Annotated in this window: 18 protein-coding genes and 6 pseudogenes; 9 read left to right on the top strand and 15 right to left on the bottom strand. The window is 68.6% G+C overall.

Annotation, left to right across the window (positions count from 1 at the left end; translation table 11 throughout):
* Positions 1 to 27 precede the first annotated feature (27 nt).
* Both ACFYO0_RS12825 and ACFYO0_RS12830 read right to left on the bottom strand, forming a co-directional pair.
* Positions 28 to 276: pseudogene (locus ACFYO0_RS12825) on the bottom strand (hypothetical protein); the annotation flags it as partial.
* Positions 277 to 361: 85 nt separating this feature from the next.
* Entirely contained in the window at positions 362 to 1,333 is a 972-nt protein-coding gene (locus ACFYO0_RS12830; protein ID WP_388674108.1) for an SDR family NAD(P)-dependent oxidoreductase, read from the bottom strand.
* Positions 1,334 to 1,388: 55 nt separating this feature from the next.
* Between ACFYO0_RS12830 and ACFYO0_RS12835 the strand changes: the two genes are divergently transcribed.
* Positions 1,389 to 1,811 carry a MerR family transcriptional regulator gene (locus ACFYO0_RS12835; protein ID WP_119100237.1) on the top strand — a complete coding sequence of 141 codons (423 nt, stop codon included), beginning with the start codon at positions 1,389 to 1,391 and terminating at the stop codon, positions 1,809 to 1,811.
* A 270-nt stretch (positions 1,812 to 2,081) separates the two neighbouring features.
* Here the strand turns inward: ACFYO0_RS12835 and trpC are convergent, their stop codons facing one another.
* Positions 2,082 to 2,867, bottom strand: coding sequence for an indole-3-glycerol phosphate synthase TrpC (gene trpC, locus ACFYO0_RS12840; RefSeq protein ID WP_388674111.1), 786 nt, complete (start codon positions 2,865 to 2,867; stop codon positions 2,082 to 2,084).
* Between the two features lie 549 nt (positions 2,868 to 3,416).
* Here trpC and ACFYO0_RS12845 point away from each other — a divergent pair.
* From ACFYO0_RS12845 to ACFYO0_RS12855, 3 genes and pseudogenes are all read left to right on the top strand, one after another.
* Positions 3,417 to 3,659 carry a hypothetical protein gene (locus tag ACFYO0_RS12845; RefSeq protein ID WP_388674113.1) on the top strand — a complete coding sequence of 81 codons (243 nt, stop codon included), beginning with the start codon at positions 3,417 to 3,419 and terminating at the stop codon, positions 3,657 to 3,659.
* Positions 3,605 to 4,063, top strand: a complete 459-nt coding sequence (locus ACFYO0_RS12850; protein WP_388674115.1) for a ricin-type beta-trefoil lectin domain protein — start codon at positions 3,605 to 3,607, stop codon at positions 4,061 to 4,063. The genes ACFYO0_RS12845 and ACFYO0_RS12850 overlap by 55 nt, the downstream gene beginning before the upstream one ends.
* A 420-nt stretch (positions 4,064 to 4,483) precedes the next feature.
* Positions 4,484 to 4,864 (top strand): annotated as a pseudogene (locus ACFYO0_RS12855) (glycoside hydrolase family 43 protein); the annotation flags it as partial.
* A 206-nt stretch (positions 4,865 to 5,070) separates the two neighbouring features.
* Here ACFYO0_RS12855 and ACFYO0_RS12860 read toward each other — a convergent pair.
* The gene (locus ACFYO0_RS12860) at positions 5,071 to 5,211 is read right to left on the bottom strand and encodes a hypothetical protein (RefSeq protein WP_388674278.1); all 141 of its coding nucleotides are present in this window, start codon (positions 5,209 to 5,211) and stop codon (positions 5,071 to 5,073) included.
* Positions 5,212 to 5,213: 2 nt separating this feature from the next.
* Positions 5,214 to 5,503: pseudogene (locus ACFYO0_RS12865) on the bottom strand (1,4-beta-xylanase); the annotation flags it as partial.
* 167 nt (positions 5,504 to 5,670) lie between these two features.
* On the opposite strand from ACFYO0_RS12865, the gene ACFYO0_RS12870 reads away from it, so the two are divergent.
* The gene (locus ACFYO0_RS12870; RefSeq protein ID WP_388674117.1) at positions 5,671 to 6,624 is read left to right on the top strand and encodes an expansin EXLX1 family cellulose-binding protein; all 954 of its coding nucleotides are present in this window, start codon (positions 5,671 to 5,673) and stop codon (positions 6,622 to 6,624) included.
* A gap of 329 nt (positions 6,625 to 6,953) precedes the next feature.
* Positions 6,954 to 7,175: pseudogene (locus ACFYO0_RS12875) on the top strand (non-reducing end alpha-L-arabinofuranosidase family hydrolase); the annotation flags it as partial.
* A gap of 216 nt (positions 7,176 to 7,391) precedes the next feature.
* On the opposite strand, the gene ACFYO0_RS12880 reads toward ACFYO0_RS12875, so the two are convergent.
* From ACFYO0_RS12880 to ACFYO0_RS12900, 5 genes and pseudogenes are all read right to left on the bottom strand, one after another.
* Positions 7,392 to 8,186 carry a class I SAM-dependent methyltransferase gene (locus ACFYO0_RS12880; RefSeq protein WP_388674119.1) on the bottom strand — a complete coding sequence of 265 codons (795 nt, stop codon included), beginning with the start codon at positions 8,184 to 8,186 and terminating at the stop codon, positions 7,392 to 7,394.
* Between the two features lie 36 nt (positions 8,187 to 8,222).
* Positions 8,223 to 8,474, bottom strand: a pseudogene (locus tag ACFYO0_RS12885) (MarR family transcriptional regulator); the annotation flags it as partial.
* Between the two features lie 48 nt (positions 8,475 to 8,522).
* Positions 8,523 to 8,828 (bottom strand): annotated as a pseudogene (locus ACFYO0_RS12890) (response regulator transcription factor); the annotation flags it as partial.
* 6 nt (positions 8,829 to 8,834) lie between these two features.
* Positions 8,835 to 9,671 (bottom strand): ABC transporter permease subunit, encoded by an 837-nt coding sequence (locus tag ACFYO0_RS12895; protein WP_388674121.1) that lies wholly within the window; start codon positions 9,669 to 9,671, stop codon positions 8,835 to 8,837.
* Positions 9,668 to 10,606 (bottom strand): ABC transporter ATP-binding protein, encoded by a 939-nt coding sequence (locus ACFYO0_RS12900; protein WP_388674123.1) that lies wholly within the window; start codon positions 10,604 to 10,606, stop codon positions 9,668 to 9,670. Before ACFYO0_RS12900 ends, ACFYO0_RS12895 begins: the two co-directional genes overlap by 4 nt.
* 284 nt (positions 10,607 to 10,890) lie before the next feature.
* Between ACFYO0_RS12900 and ribA the strand changes: the two genes are divergently transcribed.
* The 3 genes from ribA to ACFYO0_RS12915 are packed head-to-tail and all read left to right on the top strand — an operon-like array spanning position 10,891 to position 12,846.
* Entirely contained in the window at positions 10,891 to 11,562 is a 672-nt protein-coding gene (ribA, locus tag ACFYO0_RS12905) for a GTP cyclohydrolase II (protein WP_388674125.1), read from the top strand.
* A 49-nt stretch (positions 11,563 to 11,611) separates the two neighbouring features.
* Positions 11,612 to 11,902 (top strand): DUF2218 domain-containing protein, encoded by a 291-nt coding sequence (locus ACFYO0_RS12910; RefSeq protein ID WP_388674127.1) that lies wholly within the window; start codon positions 11,612 to 11,614, stop codon positions 11,900 to 11,902.
* A complete protein-coding gene (locus ACFYO0_RS12915; protein WP_388674129.1) occupies positions 11,899 to 12,846 on the top strand; it encodes an NADP-dependent oxidoreductase in 948 nt (315 codons plus the stop codon). Before ACFYO0_RS12910 ends, ACFYO0_RS12915 begins: the two co-directional genes overlap by 4 nt.
* Before the next feature lie 255 nt (positions 12,847 to 13,101).
* Here ACFYO0_RS12915 and ACFYO0_RS12920 read toward each other — a convergent pair whose 3' ends face one another.
* From ACFYO0_RS12920 to ACFYO0_RS12940, 5 genes are all read right to left on the bottom strand, one after another.
* Positions 13,102 to 13,266: a hypothetical protein gene (locus ACFYO0_RS12920; protein WP_388674131.1), complete on the bottom strand. Its 165-nt coding sequence runs from the start codon at positions 13,264 to 13,266 to the stop codon at positions 13,102 to 13,104.
* A gap of 261 nt (positions 13,267 to 13,527) precedes the next feature.
* On the bottom strand, positions 13,528 to 15,429 hold the full coding sequence (locus ACFYO0_RS12925; protein WP_388674133.1) for a hypothetical protein: 1,902 nt from the start codon (positions 15,427 to 15,429) through the stop codon (positions 13,528 to 13,530).
* Positions 15,426 to 16,610: a hypothetical protein gene (locus tag ACFYO0_RS12930; protein ID WP_388674135.1), complete on the bottom strand. Its 1,185-nt coding sequence runs from the start codon at positions 16,608 to 16,610 to the stop codon at positions 15,426 to 15,428. Before ACFYO0_RS12930 ends, ACFYO0_RS12925 begins: the two co-directional genes overlap by 4 nt.
* Complete coding sequence (locus ACFYO0_RS12935; protein ID WP_388674137.1) at positions 16,607 to 18,046, bottom strand: alpha-L-fucosidase; 1,440 nt, start codon at positions 18,044 to 18,046, stop codon at positions 16,607 to 16,609. Before ACFYO0_RS12935 ends, ACFYO0_RS12930 begins: the two co-directional genes overlap by 4 nt.
* Positions 18,043 to 18,222, bottom strand: a complete 180-nt coding sequence (locus ACFYO0_RS12940; RefSeq protein ID WP_388674139.1) for a DUF6903 family protein — start codon at positions 18,220 to 18,222, stop codon at positions 18,043 to 18,045. Before ACFYO0_RS12940 ends, ACFYO0_RS12935 begins: the two co-directional genes overlap by 4 nt.
* Between the last annotated feature and the right edge of the window lie 42 nt (positions 18,223 to 18,264).

Below are 18,264 nucleotides of genomic sequence, written 5' to 3' on the forward strand. Positions count from 1 at the left end.
CCGCAGGGCGGCTACGGCCTGCGCCCCTCAGTGGGGCCCGCCGCCGCGTAGTGGTTGGCACCACGTCCGGCTGCGGGTCGATCTCCGCAGGCGTCGCCGGGATCCGAGACACCAGGTGCGGACACCCGGGGCTGCGCGCGTCTCCGCCCAGCAGCCCGGCCAGCCAGAGCACCAGGTGTAGGAGGGCCGGACGTTGGTGACACCGCTCTGGAGCCGTGATGCCGGCGGTGGACCGCCCGCTCCACTGTGCGGCCGGTGGTAGTTGTAGTGGATGTTCAGACGTCAATCGCGGACCGAGGGGCGGGAAGTACCGCGCTGTCCGCCGCAGCGTCGGGCAGCGCGGCGTATGCAGGGCGCGGGCTCACCGGCCGATCGGGGTGACGCCGGTCGCGGCGACGGAGAGGTCCCAGAGGCGTGCGGCCTCGTCGGGGTCGATGGCGTACGTGCGGACGCCGCCGTCGTCCATGGGCTGGTCGGGGGTGGAGACGCGGGCGATGTCGCAGTCCTCCAGGTAGAGCCCGCCGCGGCCGTGGAGGAGCGGGGACGTGGCGGCCCACAGGCCGGTGGCGGCGCCCTGGGACGGGGTCTTGAAGTCGACGCCGATCACGTTGCCGTGCTTGTCCACCCAGCCGCGGTCGATCTGTTCCTGGAGGGCCATCTCGCGCTGGAGACCGGTGATGATCTTGCCTGGATGGAGGGCGAACGCGCGGACGCCATCGTTGTGCCCGAGGGCGTCGAGGTGCGCGGCGAACAGGGCGTTGGCGGTCTTGGACTGGCCGTAGGCAAGCCACTTGTCGTAGCCGGCACGGAAGTGCGGGTCGTGCCAGCGGATCCCGGTCAGGGTGTGCCCAGCGGAGCTGTTGACGATGACGCGCGCGCCGCCTGCGGCGTCAAGGAGCGGGTAGAGCTCACAGGCGAGGGTGAAGTGCCCGAAGTGATTGGCGGTGAACTGGCCTTCCCAGCCGGGCCCGACGCGCCGCTCCGGGGTGGCCATGACTCCGGCGATGGCCATCAGGAGGTCGAGCCGGTCGGCGGAGTCACAGATGTGCGCGGCGGCTGAGCGGACGCTGGCGAGGTCGGCCAGGTCCATGGGGATGACCTCGCAGCCCTTCACTCCCTGGAGAGCGGCACGAGCGACGTGGGGGCGGCGGGCTGGAACGATGACCCGGGCCCCGGCGGCCGTCAGAGCCCGGGCGGTCTCCAGGCCGAGCCCGGAGTAGCCCCCGCTCACCACAGCGGTCATGCCGGAAAGGTCGCAGCCGGCCACGATGTCCTCGGCGGGGGTGGCAGCGGAGAAGGGCGAGCCGAGCGGCTGCTGATCAGTAATGGTCATGCCGCCGACGCTACGATCTAGAGCGAGGTCTAGATCAAGTCCAGGAGTGAGCGGTATGACGACCACCGAGGCTGCCGTGCAGTTGCTGAGCATCGGCGAGGTGGCCGAGCGGACCGGACTGAGCGTGCACGCCCTGCGCTTCTACGAGCGCGAGGGCCTGCTCGTCGGACCTGTCCAGCGCACGTCGGGCGGCAGGCGGCGCTACACGTCCTTGGATGTCGACTGGCTACTGATCTGCGTCAGGCTCCGCGAGTCCGGTATGCCGCTCGCGGACCTCAAGCACTTCGCCGAACTGGTACGGCATGGTCCAGGCAACGAGGCAGAACGCCTGCGACTGCTCGACGCCCATCGACAGCGCGTCGACGCACAGATCCAGGCGCTGGAGGAGTGCCGGTCCGTCATCGCCTGGAAGGTCGGCGTCTACGCCGAGCACCTCGCCCGCGACGAAGCCGGCGGACTCTGGGACCCCACAGCCTGAGGCAAGCGTGGACGGCCGCGCCGTGTGCGCTGTGCGGGATTGGCCCCGCGGCTTCAAGCGTCTGCTGTGCCGGAGGCGTCAACAACGTTCTGCCGCGCGACAACTGGCGCATGAACGGCCCTTCCCCCCCATGCCCAGTTGCTCACAAACAGCGGCCACTTGCGCGGGGTCGCGCTCCCGCTGCGGTGGAAGCCGGGGCCGTTTTCAGCCGGTTCGGCGGTGAGAGGCTCGGCCACTGTCCGGGCGTGCCACTGGCCGAGCCGTACGCCATCACGCCCCGGCAGCCCCGATGAACTCGCGCACCGCGCTGAGCGGGTCCCCCGAGCGGACCAGTGCCTCGCCGACCAATACCACGTCGGCTCCCCAACCGCGGTACTCCGCGACGTCCTTTGGGCCCGTCACTCCTGATTCCGCGACGCTGACCGTGCCTTCGGGGATACCCGTCACCAGGTCGGCGAACACGGTGCGATCCACGTCGAGCGTTGTCAAGTCCCGCGCGTTGATTCCGAGGAGCTCAGCTCCCGCGGCGGCAGCGCGCCGCACTTCGTCGGCCGTGTGCGCCTCCACGAGCGGCGTGAGACCCAACTCTTTGCACAGCCCCATCAAGTCCGTGAGCCGGCCGTCGTCCAGCGACACGACCATGAGAAGCGCAAGATCGGCGCCGTGAGCGCGAGCTTCCCACAGCTGATAGGGGTCGACGATGAAATCCTTGCGCAGGACGGGCACGTCGACCCGGGCACGTACGGCGTCCAGATCGGCGAGGGAGCCGCCGAAACGCCTGCTCTCGGTGAGCACGCTGATCGCAGCGGCACCGCCGGCCGCGTACTGGGCCGCGAGGGACGCAGGGTCGGCGATGTCCGCCAGCGCGCCCTTACTGGGGCTCTTTCGCTTCACCTCGGCGATGATGGACACCCCAGGCGCGCGGAAAGCGGGCAGGGGGTCAAGCGCGGGTGCCGCGTCTGCCGCCCGGGAGCGCAGCTCCGCCAACGGCGTCGCACGCTTGCGTTGTTCCAAGTCCTCGCGAACTCCCGCGAGGATCCCATCGAGAACGGTCATTGCCCTCTCCCTGCCGAATCGTCTGACGCTCCGGACGTCCCGCGGCTTGTGTGGAACCGTCCATCACCCACGTCCAAGCCGTCCTCAGAACGCACGTTGTTCGCATCGATCATGGCGAGAGTATCGGCCTGTCTCGGGGCGCGGGAATCGAACTTCTCGCGGATACCAGGTGAAGTGCGGTGATCCCGGACCTGGCGGCTCTGCCGCCTGCCGGCGGCCATCCGTTTGGGGTGTGGGAAGCAGTACGGGCAACGGTTACCGGGCTCCGTTGCGGAACAAGCTTGCGACAGACGGTCATTCGCTGGACTTCGTGGGCACGTTGCGAGGCGGTTCGATGTCCGACCCCGACAACGAAGGTCACTCCGGATACAAGATCCACCAGATCTCCGCACTCGCCGACGCCTCGCTGACCCGCTACCGGCCCAACGTCGTGACGCTGGTGATCGGCACCAACGACCTCAACGAGAGCTACCAGGTCTCCACCGCCGCCGCCCGGCTGAAACGCTGGTCAGCCAGATCACCGCCGACGTCCCCGACGCAACCGTCCTCGTGGCCTCCCTGGTCGTGTCCACCAGCGGCTCGGAGGAGCAGTACCGCGCCGCCTACAACCAGGCCATCCCTCAAATCGTGAGCGAGGCACAGGCCGCGGGCAAGCACGGCGCGTACGTGGACACGAGCAGCCTGACCACGGCCGACCTGGCCGACACCCTGCATCCCAACGACACGGCTACCAGAACATGGCAGACGCCTTCCACCGCGGCATCCAGGCCGCGGACAGCGCCGGGTGGCTGAGGAACCCCGCCCCCGCCGCCGCACGCGTGCAGTCCGGCATCGCCGGCAAGTGCCTGGAGGTCAACGGCGCCAACACCGCCGACGGGACCGCCGTCCAGATCTGGAGCTGCGGCGACGGAGCCAACCAACCCTGGTCCGCCTACACCGACGGCACGCTGCGCTCCATGGGCAAGTGCCTCGACGCCGCAGGCTGGGGAACCGCCAACGGCACCAAGGTGCAGACCTGGGCCTGCAACGGCGGCTCCAACCAGGTCTGGCAGCCCTACAACGGCGGCTACCGCAACCCCGCCTCCGGCCGCTGCCTCGACGTTCCGGGCTCCTCCTCGGCCGACGGCACACAGCCCGTGCTGTGGGACTGCAACGGCGGCTCCAACCAGAAGTGGACCACTCTGACCGCCGGATGACACGCGCTCCCGGGACCCGAGCCCTTTCCGGGCTCGGTTGCACAGCAGTCGTTCGGCCGCGCCGCACAGCGCCTGGCTCCGGATCGTACGAGTGCGGCATCGCGAACCGCTCGTCGCACGTGGGCCGTTCCAGCAGGCCGGCGAAGCTCCGCGCCCCAGCGATCCGGGCTCGCGGAAGGAATGCCGGTCAGTGGCGGAAAGGACGCCGAGCCCACGGCGCACATCCCTCGGAAGCCGAGTATGGAGCTGGCTCTGAAGCGAGGGTAGTCGAAGCGCTTCAACGAGCCCATTTTCCCTGGCAGGCTGTAGATGAGCCAGCAGGGGAAAAGTGTCTCGCAGTAGAGGCTCTTGTTTCGCGAGCAACTTGTCCTTTCAACTTGCGCCTGGAGGTGAAGCGCTTCGACACCACCGCAGGACGCGGAGGGACGCGGTGGCCTCGCAGTCCGGCTCGACGAGCGGCACCACTACGCGATCGAGGTGTCCGGCACGCGGGTGCGGGTGGTCGCGCGCGTCGGCTCCCTGCGCACGGTCGTGGCCGCACAGTCCATTCCCGCGGGGCCAGTGGTCCTCGCCGTCACGATCACGGAACCGCCGGCTCCGCACGGACCGTGCACCGGACCCGACGTCGTCTCCCTCGGCGTCGAGCAGCCCGACGGCACGTTCAGCGAGCTCGCGACCCTCGACGGACGCTACCTGTCGACCGAGGTCGCCGGCGGCTTCACGGGCCGGGTCATCGGCATGTACGCCGCCGCAGGCACCGTCCACTTCGACTGGTTCGACTACGAGCCCTTCGACGGCTGAACCAGGCCCTCTCCCTCTGCCTCCCTCTGCTGACGGGGACAACGGGGATAACGGGGACACAGGACGCACCGCCACGTGGCCAGCGGTGGCGCCTCGTCGCGGTCGCCTTCGCGGACTGCAACGCACTGCGGGCCGAGGGTCGACCGCGCCTGAGAAAGGGCGCGGACCGACCTCGGCCCTGATGTCGGGTCAGCCGACCCTGACGGTCAGGTCGTTGGTGTTGAAGTTGAGTCCACCCGGACCGACGAGGTGATCTCATGGCCGAACCGGACGTCGCCGATGGTCTCGTTGCCGGGCATCCAGCCCTTGGTGTACGCGACCCAGTTGAGGACCGGCTTGACGTCCACGGCCGCACGTACCGGTCCTGGAAGTTGTACGACTGGAGCCGGTTGACCGTGGTGTTGGGCCATCGGGCCTGTACGCGGCTCTCCTCGGCGGCCGTCAGTTCAGGATCGAGCCTGGCGCGCTTCTTGGTTCCGCCCAGGTTGTAGCTTCCCGACGCCGAGAGCTTGTAGTGCCGGAGGGGGACGGGTTGGTCGTCGTGACCGGCATGTAGCCGCGTCCGGAGGCGTACTGGTCGAGGTAGAGGATCCACTCGTTGCGGTCGCGGAACTTCATCCACATCGGGCCTTCAACTTGTGGGGACCCGCGCCACCAGACGGTTCAACGGGAACGACCCTGCAAGCCGTCCAGATACGCCTACCCCGGAACTCCGGTACGCCCCAGTGAGAAATCGAAGGCAACCTTTTCGCTCTGTGCGGTCACTCAACAGTGCACCATCGGCTCGATCTTCCGAACGGACAGGTATGAAGACAGCGAGGCAGGCCGCGCGTCAGCGCAGGCAAAGACGCAGGCTTGTGCTGGGCACCACCTTGGCGGTGACCGCAGCGGGGGTTCTCGCCTACCTTGTCATGGGGTCGCTCCCCGACCGCAAGGCGGAGGCAGGACATGCCGCGGCCACACCCGCCGCCACCAACCAGGTGAGAGCCACCCCCACGACTGAGACGGGCACCCCGAGCGCGTCGGCGACGCCGACCGCGACCGGCACCCCGACGCCGACCGCTGCTGCGACGACCGGTGCGGCACGCCCTTCGGCCACAGCCACCCCACGGCCCCCGCGCAGGGCGTCCACCCCGCCATCGTCGGCAGGGCGGATTCGGCCCAACACCACCTACACGGGGGTCGCCACCGCCTACGAGGCCGCCGACGGAGACGGCGCCTGCCTGTTCGGCCCGAGTCCAGACCTCATGATCGCGGCCATGAACACCACGGACTACGAGATGTCCAGGGCGTGCGGCGCGTACGTGCTCGTCCGCGCAGCCAACGGCAAGTCGATCACGGTACGGATCACCAACGAATGCCCTCTGCCCTGCGCACCCGGGCAACTCGACCTCAGCCAACAGGCCTTCGCCAAACTCGCCGATCTCAAGGTCGGCCGGATACCTGTCACCTGGCAGCTGCTGAGTCCCAGCACGTCCGACACGATCTCCATCAGGTACAAGACCGGGTCCAGCCCTTATTGGTGCGGCATCCAGGCGATCGGCCACCGCAACCCGGTCGCGCGCCTGGAGGTCCGGACCGGCGGCGGCTGGCGGCAGTTGCCCCGCACCGAATACAACTACTTCATCTCCGCCAACGGCAGCGGGTGCGGCAGCTCGATCAGAGTCACGGACATCTACGGAGAACGACTGACCATCACCGGGATCGCGCTGCGGCCGAACGTCGTGCAACCGACCGGGGTTCAGTTCGCCCGGCACTGACCCCGCCGGCTCGGGAACATGACCCGCGCGGTAAGGCGCCGGCATGAGGTCGAATGTGTCCAGGTGCTGCCGTCGTCCTCGGCCGGGATGTACACGAACTTGGTGTGCCATCCGATGTCGGAGCCCTGGTAGTGGCATTCGACCGAACGGTTCGACTGCCACCAGTAGTTCCACGCCGTGGTGCAGGAGTTCGGCGCGACTTCCCCGAACGTGAGCCGGTCCACTCGTGGTGCCCGGTTGTGGCCGACGACGAAGACCAACGGCGCCCCGTACAGCCGTGCCGTACGGGGCGCCGGCACCGGCTCCGGATCTCGGCGCGCGGATTTCCCAACCCCTTCGCCAGGGCGAACAACGTCACCTTCCCGTCGGGAGCCTGGACCAGGGACATCAGCCACGGCGAGATGATCCGGGCCGGCTACGACCAGACACTCACCATTCCCGCCTGCCGGCTCCAGTACCTCTACCAGGGCATGAACCCCAACGCGGGTGGCGGCTGCAACACTCTCCCGTGGCGGCTCGACCTGCTCACCCAGACCAACTCCACCTGCTGACCGAGCGCAGGCCCTCGGCTCACGCCGGGGGCCTGTCCCTCATGGGACGACGCAGCCTTGTGACCGCCAAGGCGGTCGCCGCGCACAGGTGCCGCAGGAACGGGCACGGTTGGCGGCCCCGCGCATCGGACGAACACGTGCCCGTCGACCAGCACTCGGGTCGGTCCGGCAGGAGTCGCAGTCGGACGCCCAGGGAGCAGCGCCTCAACCCGAGGCTCAGGGCCGCCGGCCGAAGGCGACGAAGCTGGCGGCGAAGAACCTGACCTCGCGCCACTCCCGTTCGGCCCTGCGGAAGGCCTCGTCCCAGCGGGCGATGTCCTCCGGCGTGATCAGGCCTTCGGCGATCATGGCGTCGCGGGCAGCCCAGGCCGGACCACGCATACCCGGCGGCGGCGTGATCACATTGATGTGCCCCTCGAAGGCGACGAGCTCCAGGCCGGCCGCGGTGAGCAGTTCGTCGAGCCGGGTGCCGATGGTCAGGTCGTTGCCCCGGCGGCGGTGCAGTTCGCGGTACCGCTCATCCATCTCCTCGTACGCTGCCGGGGCTCCGCGCAGCCGAAAGGAGCCGGCGTCGATGTCGTCGAGGTACACGGCACCGCCGCCAGGCCTGGCCAGCGTGGCGAGGTGGTCGACGATCGTCTGCTCACGGCCCCCGTTGTGGGCCAGGACATGCCGGAGCATCACCAGGTCGAAAGTGCCGGCGGGCAGCCCGGTGGCGTCGGCGGACCCTGTCGCTGTATGCACCCGCACCCCGGCTTTATCGGCAAGCGCGGAGGCGACGGACAGCGCGCCTTCGTCCCGGTCGACCGCCCAAACCACTCCGTCCGGGCCGGCCTTCTCCGCCAGCCGCACCGCGACCGCGCCGGGTCCGCATCCCACATCCGCGATGCGCGCTCCGGGAACCGCTCCTGCGGCGACCCACAGGTCGCGCTCCCTCCGCTCGGCGGCTTCGGCCATGAGCTGGTACCGCGCGATCTCCGCGTCACTGAGGGCCAACGAGTACTCGGACATTTCGACCTTTCCCTTTGTTCTGATCAGCAGGGCGGCTCATCGGCCGACGTACGGGTCCGTGATCTCGCGGAGCCTTCGAGACCGTCGTGGAACGGGTCCATGCGGCGTTTGCCGAGGTGGGCGGTCCACTCGGCCTCGACCTGCGATCACCGCAACGGCGAGGGGGTGTATGGCCTGCGACTTGCCGGTCTGACGGCTCAGCCGGGCACGGGCGTCCGTGGGATCCGGGCAGCGCTCCACGTATCCGCCGGCCTCCAACTGATCGACCAGGTAGCCGGCGCTCTGTGCACTCTGACTGAGTTGACCGCAAAAGAGTCAGAGAGACTGCCTTTTTAGTCAGAGTACTGGCCCTTGCCCCCGCGCGAAGCCGGTCTGGTAGGCGATCACGACGAGTTGGGCGCGGTCCCGGGCGCCGAGTTTGGCCATGGTGCGGTTCACGTGGGTCTTGGCGGTCCAGGGCGAGACGTGGAGACGTTCGGCGATGGCGTCGTTGGAGAGACCGGCGGCCACGAGGACGAGTACTTCGCGCTCGCGTTCGGTCAGGCTCGTCAGCTCCGGCACCGGAGGGCCCTTGGGGTCCGGTGCGGCGAGGTAGCGGGCCATGAGCGCCTTGGTCGCCTTCGGTGACAGCAGTGCCTCACCCTGCACTCAGGCATCGCGCCGCTTGAGCACGACGGCCGCGCCGGCCAGGAGTACCACGATGTACACGGCGAACACCGCCAGTCCGGACCCGGGTGACAGCGAGTCGCTCTCCGTCTGCACCGTCATGAAGGCGTTCGCCGCGTTCGACGGCAGGTACGGACTGATGGTCTCGTTCCAGCTGCTGGGCAGCAGCTGGATCAGGCCGGGCACCACGAAGAGCGCGCCCACCACGAGGGTGATCGCCCCGGCGGTGTTGCGCAGCAGCGCCCCGACCGCCAGACCGATCAGGCCGGCACCGGTCAGGTACACCGCCGCGCCGACGACCGCGCGGAACACCCCCGGATCGGACAGCGCGGCGGTGTCCATGTTGCGGGAGGACAGGACCGACTGGCCGACCAGGAAGGCACCCAGAGCCGCGACGAACATGAGCAAGAAGCTCACCGCGGCGAAGACGACCACCTTGCCCCACAGCACGGGCAGGCGTGACGGGACTGCGGCGAGCGTGGCCCGGATGGTTCCGGTGGCGTACTCTCCGGCGCTCATCAGCACTCCGAGCACCGCGATGGCCAGCGCGGCGAGCATCACGCCGCCCAGGGTGATCGAGGTCGGGTCGCCGAAGTCTTCCTGGTCGGGGCCCTCTCCCGAGCCGACCACACTGCTGAACAACAGGCCGAAGCCGATGAGGAGCGCCACCGTGATCGCCAGCGTGAGGGTCGTCGAGCGCAGCGACCGCAGCTTGATCCATTCCATGTGGACGACCCGCGGAAAGGTGACCCGCTGACGGTCCACCGAGCGGGTGTCCATCGTGGTCGTGTCCTGCGGCGCGAGGTCTGTGGTGCTCATCGGTTCGTCCTTCCCGTCGTGACGGGCTCGGCGGAGGTGGCGTGGTATTCGACTGCGTCATGGGTCAACTCCATGAACGCCTCCTCGAGCGAGGCCTCCTGACGGAACAGCTCATGCAGGACCACGCCGGCGGCCGCGGCGCGTTCACCGATCTCGGCCGCCTCCAGTCCCGTGACCTCCAGCACGCCCGGCTCACTCGTGGAAACCGAGACGCCGTCGCCCAGCAGCAGGGCACGCAGGTCAGCGGCCTGCGGCGAGCGCACTCGTACGCTGCTGCTGGAGGACCCGGCGATGAATGCGGCGAGCGGACCGGCGGACAGCAGCCGCCCCCGCCCGATCACGATCAGGTCCTCTGCGATCAACGCCATCTCGGTCATCAGGTGAGAGGAGACGAAGACCGTCCGCCCCCGGTCCGCGAGGTCCTTCAACAGGTTGCGGATCCACAACACACCTTCAGGATCAAGGCCGTTGACCGGCTCATCCAGCATGACGACCTGCGGGTCGCCGAGCAGTGCCGAGGCGATGCCCAGCCGCTGCCCCATGCCCAGCGAGAATCCGCCCGCGCGCTTGCGGGTGACCTCCGTCAGGCCGACCATGTCGATCACATCCAGCACCCGCCGCTTGCCGATGCCGTTGCTCGCTGCCAGCGCCAGCAGGTGGTTGTACGCCGAACGTCCGGGATGGATCGCCTTCGCCTCCAGCAGCGCCCCGATCTCCTGCAGTGGGGCCTTGTGCTGCTCGTACGGGCGGCCGTTGATACGCGTCGTGCCGGACGACGGACGGTCAAGGCCCATGATCATGCGCATCGTGGTCGACTTGCCCGCGCCGTTGGGCCCGAGGAATCCCGTCACCACTCCAGGGCGCACGGAGAAGCTCAGGTCATCGACGGCGAGCTTGTCGCCGTACCTCTTGCTGAGATTGTTTACCTCGATCACGATCCACCTCACATCTTTTGAGGCTTCAAGGGTCTCGAGGAAAGCGGACTCCGGCGTCAGCCCACGGCGTGCACTGCGCGTACCACGATCGCAGTACGACATCGCTCTGGACCGCGACCGTGGGGCGATCCGCGGCGTCCCGCCGGCGTGATGCCATTCAAATTCGAACCAGTGTGGCCGGTGTCACACGCCGCGGCATTGTTCAAAATTTGAAGCACTAGGTATCGTTCAGGCATCGAGGTTCAAATCTGAACCGCCCTTTGTTCGATCCTCGAGGAGCCCCGATGCACGCCTCCCTCTCAGCAGGCCACACCCTTGTCGCCAACGCCTCCGTGCGCACCCGCGTGACCATCCCGCTGCGCTTCGCCGACGGCTACGAGGTCACGGCCGAGGCCGTCACCTTCCACGGCCTGGCCGACGGCAAGGAGCACGTGGCCCTCGTCCTCGGCGACCCCACGGCGGCCTCGGCACCGCTGGTGCGGCTGCACTCCGAGTGCCTGACCGGGGACGTGTTCGGCTCGGCGCGCTGCGACTGCGGCCCGCAACTGCGCGAAGCCGTGGAGCGCATCGCTGCCACCGGCGGCGTCCTGCTCTACCTCCGCCAGGAGGGTCGCGGTATCGGCCTCTACAACAAGCTGGACGCCTACGCCTTGCAGGACGCCGGCCTGGACACCTACGAGGCCAACACCGCGCTCGGCCTGCCCGAGGACGGCCGCGACTACACCGCCGCCGCCCAGATGCTCACAGCCCTCGACATCGCCGAACTGGACCTGCTCACCAACAACCCCGACAAAGCTCAGCAGTTGCGGGACCTGGGCGTCCCCGTTCGCTTCATCCGGCGTACCGGTGTCTTCGCCACCGACAGCAACGTCCGCTACCTGCATGCCAAGGCCCAGCGCACTCACCACACCATCGCCCTGCCCGAAACGGCCACGGTCACCGCGCTGGTCGGCTGACCGCACCACAAGCTGCGGGCGCACCGATCCCGTCCCCCAGGAGTCATCCATGCCTTCCTCCCTCGGCCATGCCACCACCGACGCCGCCCCGCGCTATGCCAAGCAGTTCGCCTCGCACTTCGGCCGCAAGATCCCCGTCGAGGAGACCCCGGACGGCGGCCACCGCATCACCTTCCAGGAGACCGAGGTCGTACTCCAGCCCGCGGACGACCACCTGCTGATCCGCGTCACCTCACCCGAAGCGACCACGCTCACCGCCATCCAGGACGTGGTGAGCAGCCATCTCGAACGCTTCGGCCGCCGCAACGAACTCACCGTCAGCTGGGAGGCACAGTCATGAAAGCGGTCGTCGTCACCGGCTTCGAAGCCGAGCCGCAGCTCACCGATCTGCCCGTACCGCAGCCGGGCCCGGGTGAGCTGCTGGTCCGCCTGCATGCCGCCGCACTCAACCCCTTCGACTGGAAGGTCGCCGACGGCGCCCTGAAGAACGCCGTCGAGCACCACTTCCCCCTCGTCATGGGCTCGGACGGCGCCGGAGTCGTCGAAAGCATCGGCGCCGGCGTGACCCGCTTCCGGCCCGGCGACACTGTCTTCGGCCAGTTCATGAACGTCCAGCACGGGCGGGGCTCGTACGTCGAGTACGTGCTGGCCGCCGAGGACGGCAAGATCGCCCGCATGCCCGACAGCCTGCCGTTCACCGTCGCTGCGGCGCTGCCCACCGCCGGCATGACCGCCTACCAGGCCATCGAGACCGCCCGGCTCGACACCGGACACGTCATCCTCATCAACGGTGCCTCCGGAGGCGTGGGCCAGTCCGCCATCCAGTTCGCCGCCCTCCAGGGAGCCCGGGTGCTGGCCACCGCCACGCCCGACATCGCCGGGCACCTCCGCGACCTCGGCGCCCACGAAACCATCGACTTCCGCGCCGCGCCCACCGCCGAACAGGTCCTGGCCGCTTATCCCGGCGGCATCGACGCCGTCCTCGACCTGGTCACCCAGCCCGGCGGCGACACCGACGCCCTGGCAGGCCTGCTCAAGCCCGGCGGCATCCTCATCAGCACCAACTACGCCGCCGAGCCCGACGCCCTGGCCGCCCGCGAGATCCGCGGCGTCAATCTCGGCAACAACCCCAGCCGGGCAGAACTCGAAGGCCTTGCCGACCTCGCCGCCGCCGGGAAGCTCCGGGTCACGATCGACGCCGAGGTCCCCCTGGCCGACGCCCCCGCCGCGGTGGCCCGCGCCCGTTCCGGACCCGTCCGCGGCAAGACCGTCTTCCTTCCCTGATTCGCAGCGTGGCCTCACCCAGTCCGACGATCTTCGCCGAGCCGATCATGCGGCCGAGCGGGCGCAGATCGCCGCAGGGGGCTCCTGGATCCGCGGCAGATCCGGGACAGCCTGCCACCTTCAGTTCTGCTCCTGGGGAAAGCCGCAGGTCCGCTTTTCGGCCACGAGATCAGAGACCCACACGGGTGGCAGCCACCGGCGGGTGGAAGCCCACGGCTTCCACCCGCCGGTGGCCGTTACACACTCCGGTCCGGCCTACCCGCCGGTCCGGTACGCGGCGATCTCGGTGAGCGTCGGCGTGTACTGCTCCGTCGCGATCTGCCCGGTGAGCGCCACCCGGAGCCGGGAGGCCGTGACGCTGCCGAAGCCGGTCACGGTGCGATCGTGGCCGATGCCGTCGTCGCGGCTCGCGAAGGTCACCCATGCGTCGGTTCCGCGGTCCCACCGCTGCAGCTCGAACAGCTGCAGTGGTGGGTCGGTACCCGAGTCGGTGTACTCGTCCAGTTGAAGTTCTCTCCCGGATGAATCCGGGAGATTCTCCCCTGGATCGCTCCGGGGAGTTTGACAGGTCATGCCTGTCCGGCGACGACCCTTCCGGCCGCCGGAGCAAGTGCAGGACTCACTCGTGCTGTTGGGGACTTGACTGTCGCCCCCGACAATGCACTGAGCGTACCAAGTATATTACGGAGAGATGTGACTCTCCTCCTCGATGGGGTCGTCGTCGACGGGGTTGGTGACCTGCGGACCGATCCTCGTCTCGGCGATGCCCATGTCCGGTGCGTCGCCGTAGTAGATGTGCGTGCCGAGGAAGTCCTTGGTGCCCAGGTGCGGGTTGTACCGGCCCGCGTCGATGAGCGGCGAGTCGTCTCGGAGGGCGAAGTGCGCCGCGGACCTTCGGATCTGTTTCACGCCCGCCCCGGTGACGTAGTCGGCTGGGTCACCGACGAACCGCGGGTCGGCCCGGGAGCCCTTCGGGTCGGCCGGTTCCTGGGTGGAGTGGGTGCCGCTCGCTTCGTAGTAGTCGTTGTTGGAGAACACGGCCTGCCGCAGGGCTCCGGTCCGGCGGTACCACGGTGTCTCCGTCGTCTTCGAGGTGTTGTAGAAGATGTTGTTCAGGAAGTAGACGCGGCTCAGGAATGTCTCGTCGTGGACGTAGTCGAGGTCCGCGCCGTCGTAGACGAAGGTGTTGTTCGTGAAATACGTCGGCGAGTAGTTCGTCGACAGCATGTTTTTCACGAGTACGCCGTTGTCGTTGACGCTCAGGTTGTAGCGGGCTGTTGAATTGGAGCTGTTGCCCATATAGGCCATCCAGCCCGCCGCGTTGTCGTGCGAGTAGTTGAACTGGTACGTGACGTTGAAGTTCGTGTACTCGAGGTCCCAAGGGGTGCCGTCGAACTCGTTGTTCGGCCCGCCGTACACCTCGTTGAACTGCATGACCGAGTCGGCGCCCGCCCATAGATAGAGCGCGCAGGACACCGCGTCGTAGCGCTCCAGATAGCCGTTGACCTCGTTGTACTCGACCTTCATGTTCTTGGTGTTGGCGAGCTGGATCGCGCCCTGGCCGACGCTCTCGGCGTAGTTGTGGCCGATGTAGACGTCGCGGCTGTACAGGTCGCGGGTGCGTACCCACAGCTGTTCCCAGCCCTCGTGCCACTTCCCGCTCTCGTCGTACTGGCCGGAATCCGCCGAACGGTCGTAGAACCAGTTGAAGGCGAACTGGATGGCGTGCAGTTCGACGTTCTCGAAGGTGTTGTTCTCGATCCGGACGTTCTTGAAGTAATAGCCGCCTGTGTCGTACTCCTTGTAGCTGCGGTTGCCGAAGACCTGGAAGTTGACGCCGCCGTAGTGGATTCGCTGCCAGCTGCTCGGGCCGTCGAGGTTGTGGACGTACACGTCCGAGATGCGGAAGTGGTCCATGATGCTGTCCGCGCCGTCCTTCAGGAGGTCGGCATTGATCGACACCATGATTCCGTCGCGGACGTACGAACCTGTCGTGATGTCGGTCGCGAAGTCGTCGTCATTGGACAGCGCGACGTTGTTGATCTCCCAGTACTGCTGATTGCGCAGCACGATGGCGCCGGTCCGGCCGACGGTTTCGGGATTCTTCGTGCCGTCCGCGTTGAACGGGCTCGGCACCTTCCCGTTCGTCGCGATGTACGGCCGGGCGGCGCTCGGGTCGCCGTACGCCGAGATGGTGATCGGCTTGCCCGCGCTGCCCGAGCCCTTCGGCCACAACTGCTCGTCCTGCCACTGCTCACCGGCCTTCAGCAGGATGCGGTCGCCGGGTGCGAACGTCGTCGCGCCGGCCTTGGCCAAGGTGCGCCAGGCGGTCTTCGGCGAGGTCCCGGCCGCGTTGTCGCGACCGTTCGTGGCGTCGATGAAGTAGTCCTTGCCGCCGGCCGTGTTCGGCGCGTTGCCGGGCCAGCTCGGCTTGGCGACGGCGCGGGCGGGAACACTGTCCGGGGCCGCGGCGGCGTGTGCGGCGGGAACGAGCGATCCGACGAGCACCGCGGCGAGCAGAACGGTGAGGACCGCGCGCAACAGCCGCGCAGCGGGCGGTGATTCGGTATCGACGGGTCTCATTGCTGCACATCCTCTGCGTTGATGGCGTCCACCGCCGAGGTGTCGATCTCGATGTCGCTGTTCTCGACCCGGCGCTGGAGGAACTGGGTGAACTTCTCCTCGACGAGCGACTGCCGGATCCGCCGGCGGTAGTCGGCGAACGCCTTGTCCTCGTCGACCTTCTTGCTGTCGAGTTCGTAGTAGGTGATCTGACCGGTGCCCGCGACCGGGGCGGAGCTCTCGCCCGGGGCGAGGTTTCCGAGCGCCGCCATCAGGTCCTGGTCGCGAGCGTTCAGCCCGGTCGAGCCGCTGCCGTCGTACGTGCCGGTCGAGAGCTTGGCTCCGGGCTCCCCGGCGGCGACGTCCGCGAGGTGCCTGGCGGCGGCGACTCGCCGCTGCAGGCCGGCCGGGTAGTCGGCGGAAGCAGCGTCGGGCACCGGCACGACGAGCTGCGAGTACTTGTACGTGGTCGCGTTGGCGCTCCAGGCGTCCCGGTCGGCGTCGAACTCACGCCGGACCTCGGCATCGGTGACCCGGAGCGGGTCGCCGGCATCCCTGCTGAGCCGCTTCTTCAGGCTCGTGGTGAGTTCGGTGAGCCGGTGTGTGTAGTACTCCTCGGGAGAGAACTGCGCGACGCCGTAAACGGTTCGGCCCGCGGCGATGCCCTCGGCACGGGACTCGTTCTCCTCGGCCAGCTCGGCGAGGAAGCCCGCGTGGTCCACGGAGCCGATGAGCCCCTGCTGCTTCGCGAGGACGAGCGTGGTCTTGTCCCGCCAGATCTCGTCGAGCGCACGGGTCTCGAGCCGCTGGAGCGCGGTCTTGCCGCCGGCCTTCGCGTTCCAGCCGATCGCGCCCGGGAGGTTGTATTCGTTGCGCAGTTCGTTCTGCACGGTCGGTGCCAACCGCCGCATGTGGAAGAGCAGTTCGTCGCGGGTAACGGGGTGCCCGTCGAGGGAGGCGACTTCGCTGGTTCGGTCGTCGCGGAGCAACGTGATTCCGGTGACGGCCAGCGCGCCGAGGGCGAGGCACACGCCGGTGATCAGGGCGACGGCCCGGCGTGACGTCCTGCGCGAAGTACCTTGCCTGCGGGCCGTGTTCGGCTTGCGTGCCGGAGTTGGCCTGCCCGGCTTGCGTGAGGTGCTGGGCGTGCGCGAAGCGCCCGGCTTGCGTGAGGTGCCCTGCCTGGGCAAGGTGCCCTTCATGAGGCCGCCCCGATCGCGGCCACGCACGCCACGATGGGCATGTCCCGCGCTTCCGGCACCTCGACCCGTAGTGCGCCGACCTCGAGCGGCGGAAACGTCAGGATGCGCTGACTGCCCACCGCGTTCGCCTCGACGAGCATCGTCCACCGGCCGTCCCGACGGCCCCGTACGACGACGCGCTCAATGCGCTGCCCCTGCGTGATGTCCTCGCCCACGACTACCGCCTCGACCAGACGGGGTCGTCCGAACTCGAGCGTCACGACGGGCAGTTGGTCCCTGTCGTCCGGTCGCCACGGCGTACGTCCTGCGCCCGGCCACGCGGTCGCGACGTCGCCCGCGGCCCCGGACGAGACCGTCACGCTCGCCTCGATACGCCGCGCCCGGAAGTCCTCGATACGCCGCCCGAGTTGTTCAAGGACCGCCACGTCGGTGTCCGATATACGCCCGTCCCGAGCCGGCGGGACGTTGAGCAGGAAGCAGGAGTTGCCGCCGACGGCGCGCAGGTAGATGGTGAACAGCTCGTCCACGGAACGGACTTGAGCGTCCTCGGCCGGGTGGTGGAACCAGCCGGGACGGATCGAGGTGTTGACCTCGGCCGGGTACCAGACCAGGTCGTCCTCGTGCCCGGCCAGCGCCGCGCGGCTGCCGAGGTCGCGCTCGTCGCTGCGTACGAGCCGGGCGAAGGCGCCGTCGTCCGCCTTCTGCGAGCGGTCCGCGGTCCGCTCGGCGTCCTGCAGGGCGCGCGGGACCACGCTCCACTCGTCGGGGCGGGTGTCCCCGGCCTCGTTGCCGCACCAGCGGACGTCGGGCCCGCACACGCTGATGACCGCGTCCGGCTGCAACTCGCGGACCACCGCGTAGTACCGCTCCCAGTCGTACACCTGGGTCTTGCCGCCCGGGCCCTCGCCGTTCGCGCCGTCCAGCCAGACCGAGAACACCGGCCCGTACCCGGTGAGGAGTTCGGTGAGCTGGGCGACGTAGAAGTCGTCGTACGCGGTCCCGGAACCGTAGGAGGCCTCGGTGCGGTCCCAGGGGGACAGGTAGATCCCGAACCGCAGGCCGTGCCGTCGGGCCGCGTCGGCGACCTCGGCGACCACGTCGCCCTGGCCGCCGTGCCACGGTGACGAGGCGACCGAGTAGGTCGTGACGTCGCTCGGCCACAGGCAGAACCCGTCGTGGTGCTTGCAGGTGAGGATCACACCGGTCATCCCGGCGCTCTTCAGTGCCGCGACCCACTGGTCGGCGTCGAGCCCGGCCGGGTCGAAGGCGGCGGGGTCGTCGTGCCCCTCGCCCCACTCCCGGTCCGTCATGGTGTTCATGCCGAAGTGGATGAATCCGTAGAACTCCATTGCCTGCCAGGCGAGTTGTCGCTCGCTCGGCCGGACCGCGGCCAGCGCAGACGCCCGCGCCCGTCCGGACGCCGCTGCCGCGGTCACCGGAAACGCCGGTTGTACGCGGCGAGCAGGAACAGCAGCCCGGCCAGAGCGACGAGCATGACCAGCAGGTTGCCCCACCCGACCGTCGTGCGCGCGGTGACGACGAGCGTGAGGCAGCCTGCCGCGACGAGGGTACGAGCGGTGACGAGCAGCGCCGTACGCGTCGATTCCTTCATGAAGATTCCTTCCGCTGATGCCGCGAGCAACTGATGCCGCCG

This window comes from Streptomyces sp. NPDC006365, from assembly GCF_042870755.1.
Classification (GTDB): Bacteria; Actinomycetota; Actinomycetes; order Streptomycetales; family Streptomycetaceae; genus Streptomyces; species Streptomyces xiangluensis.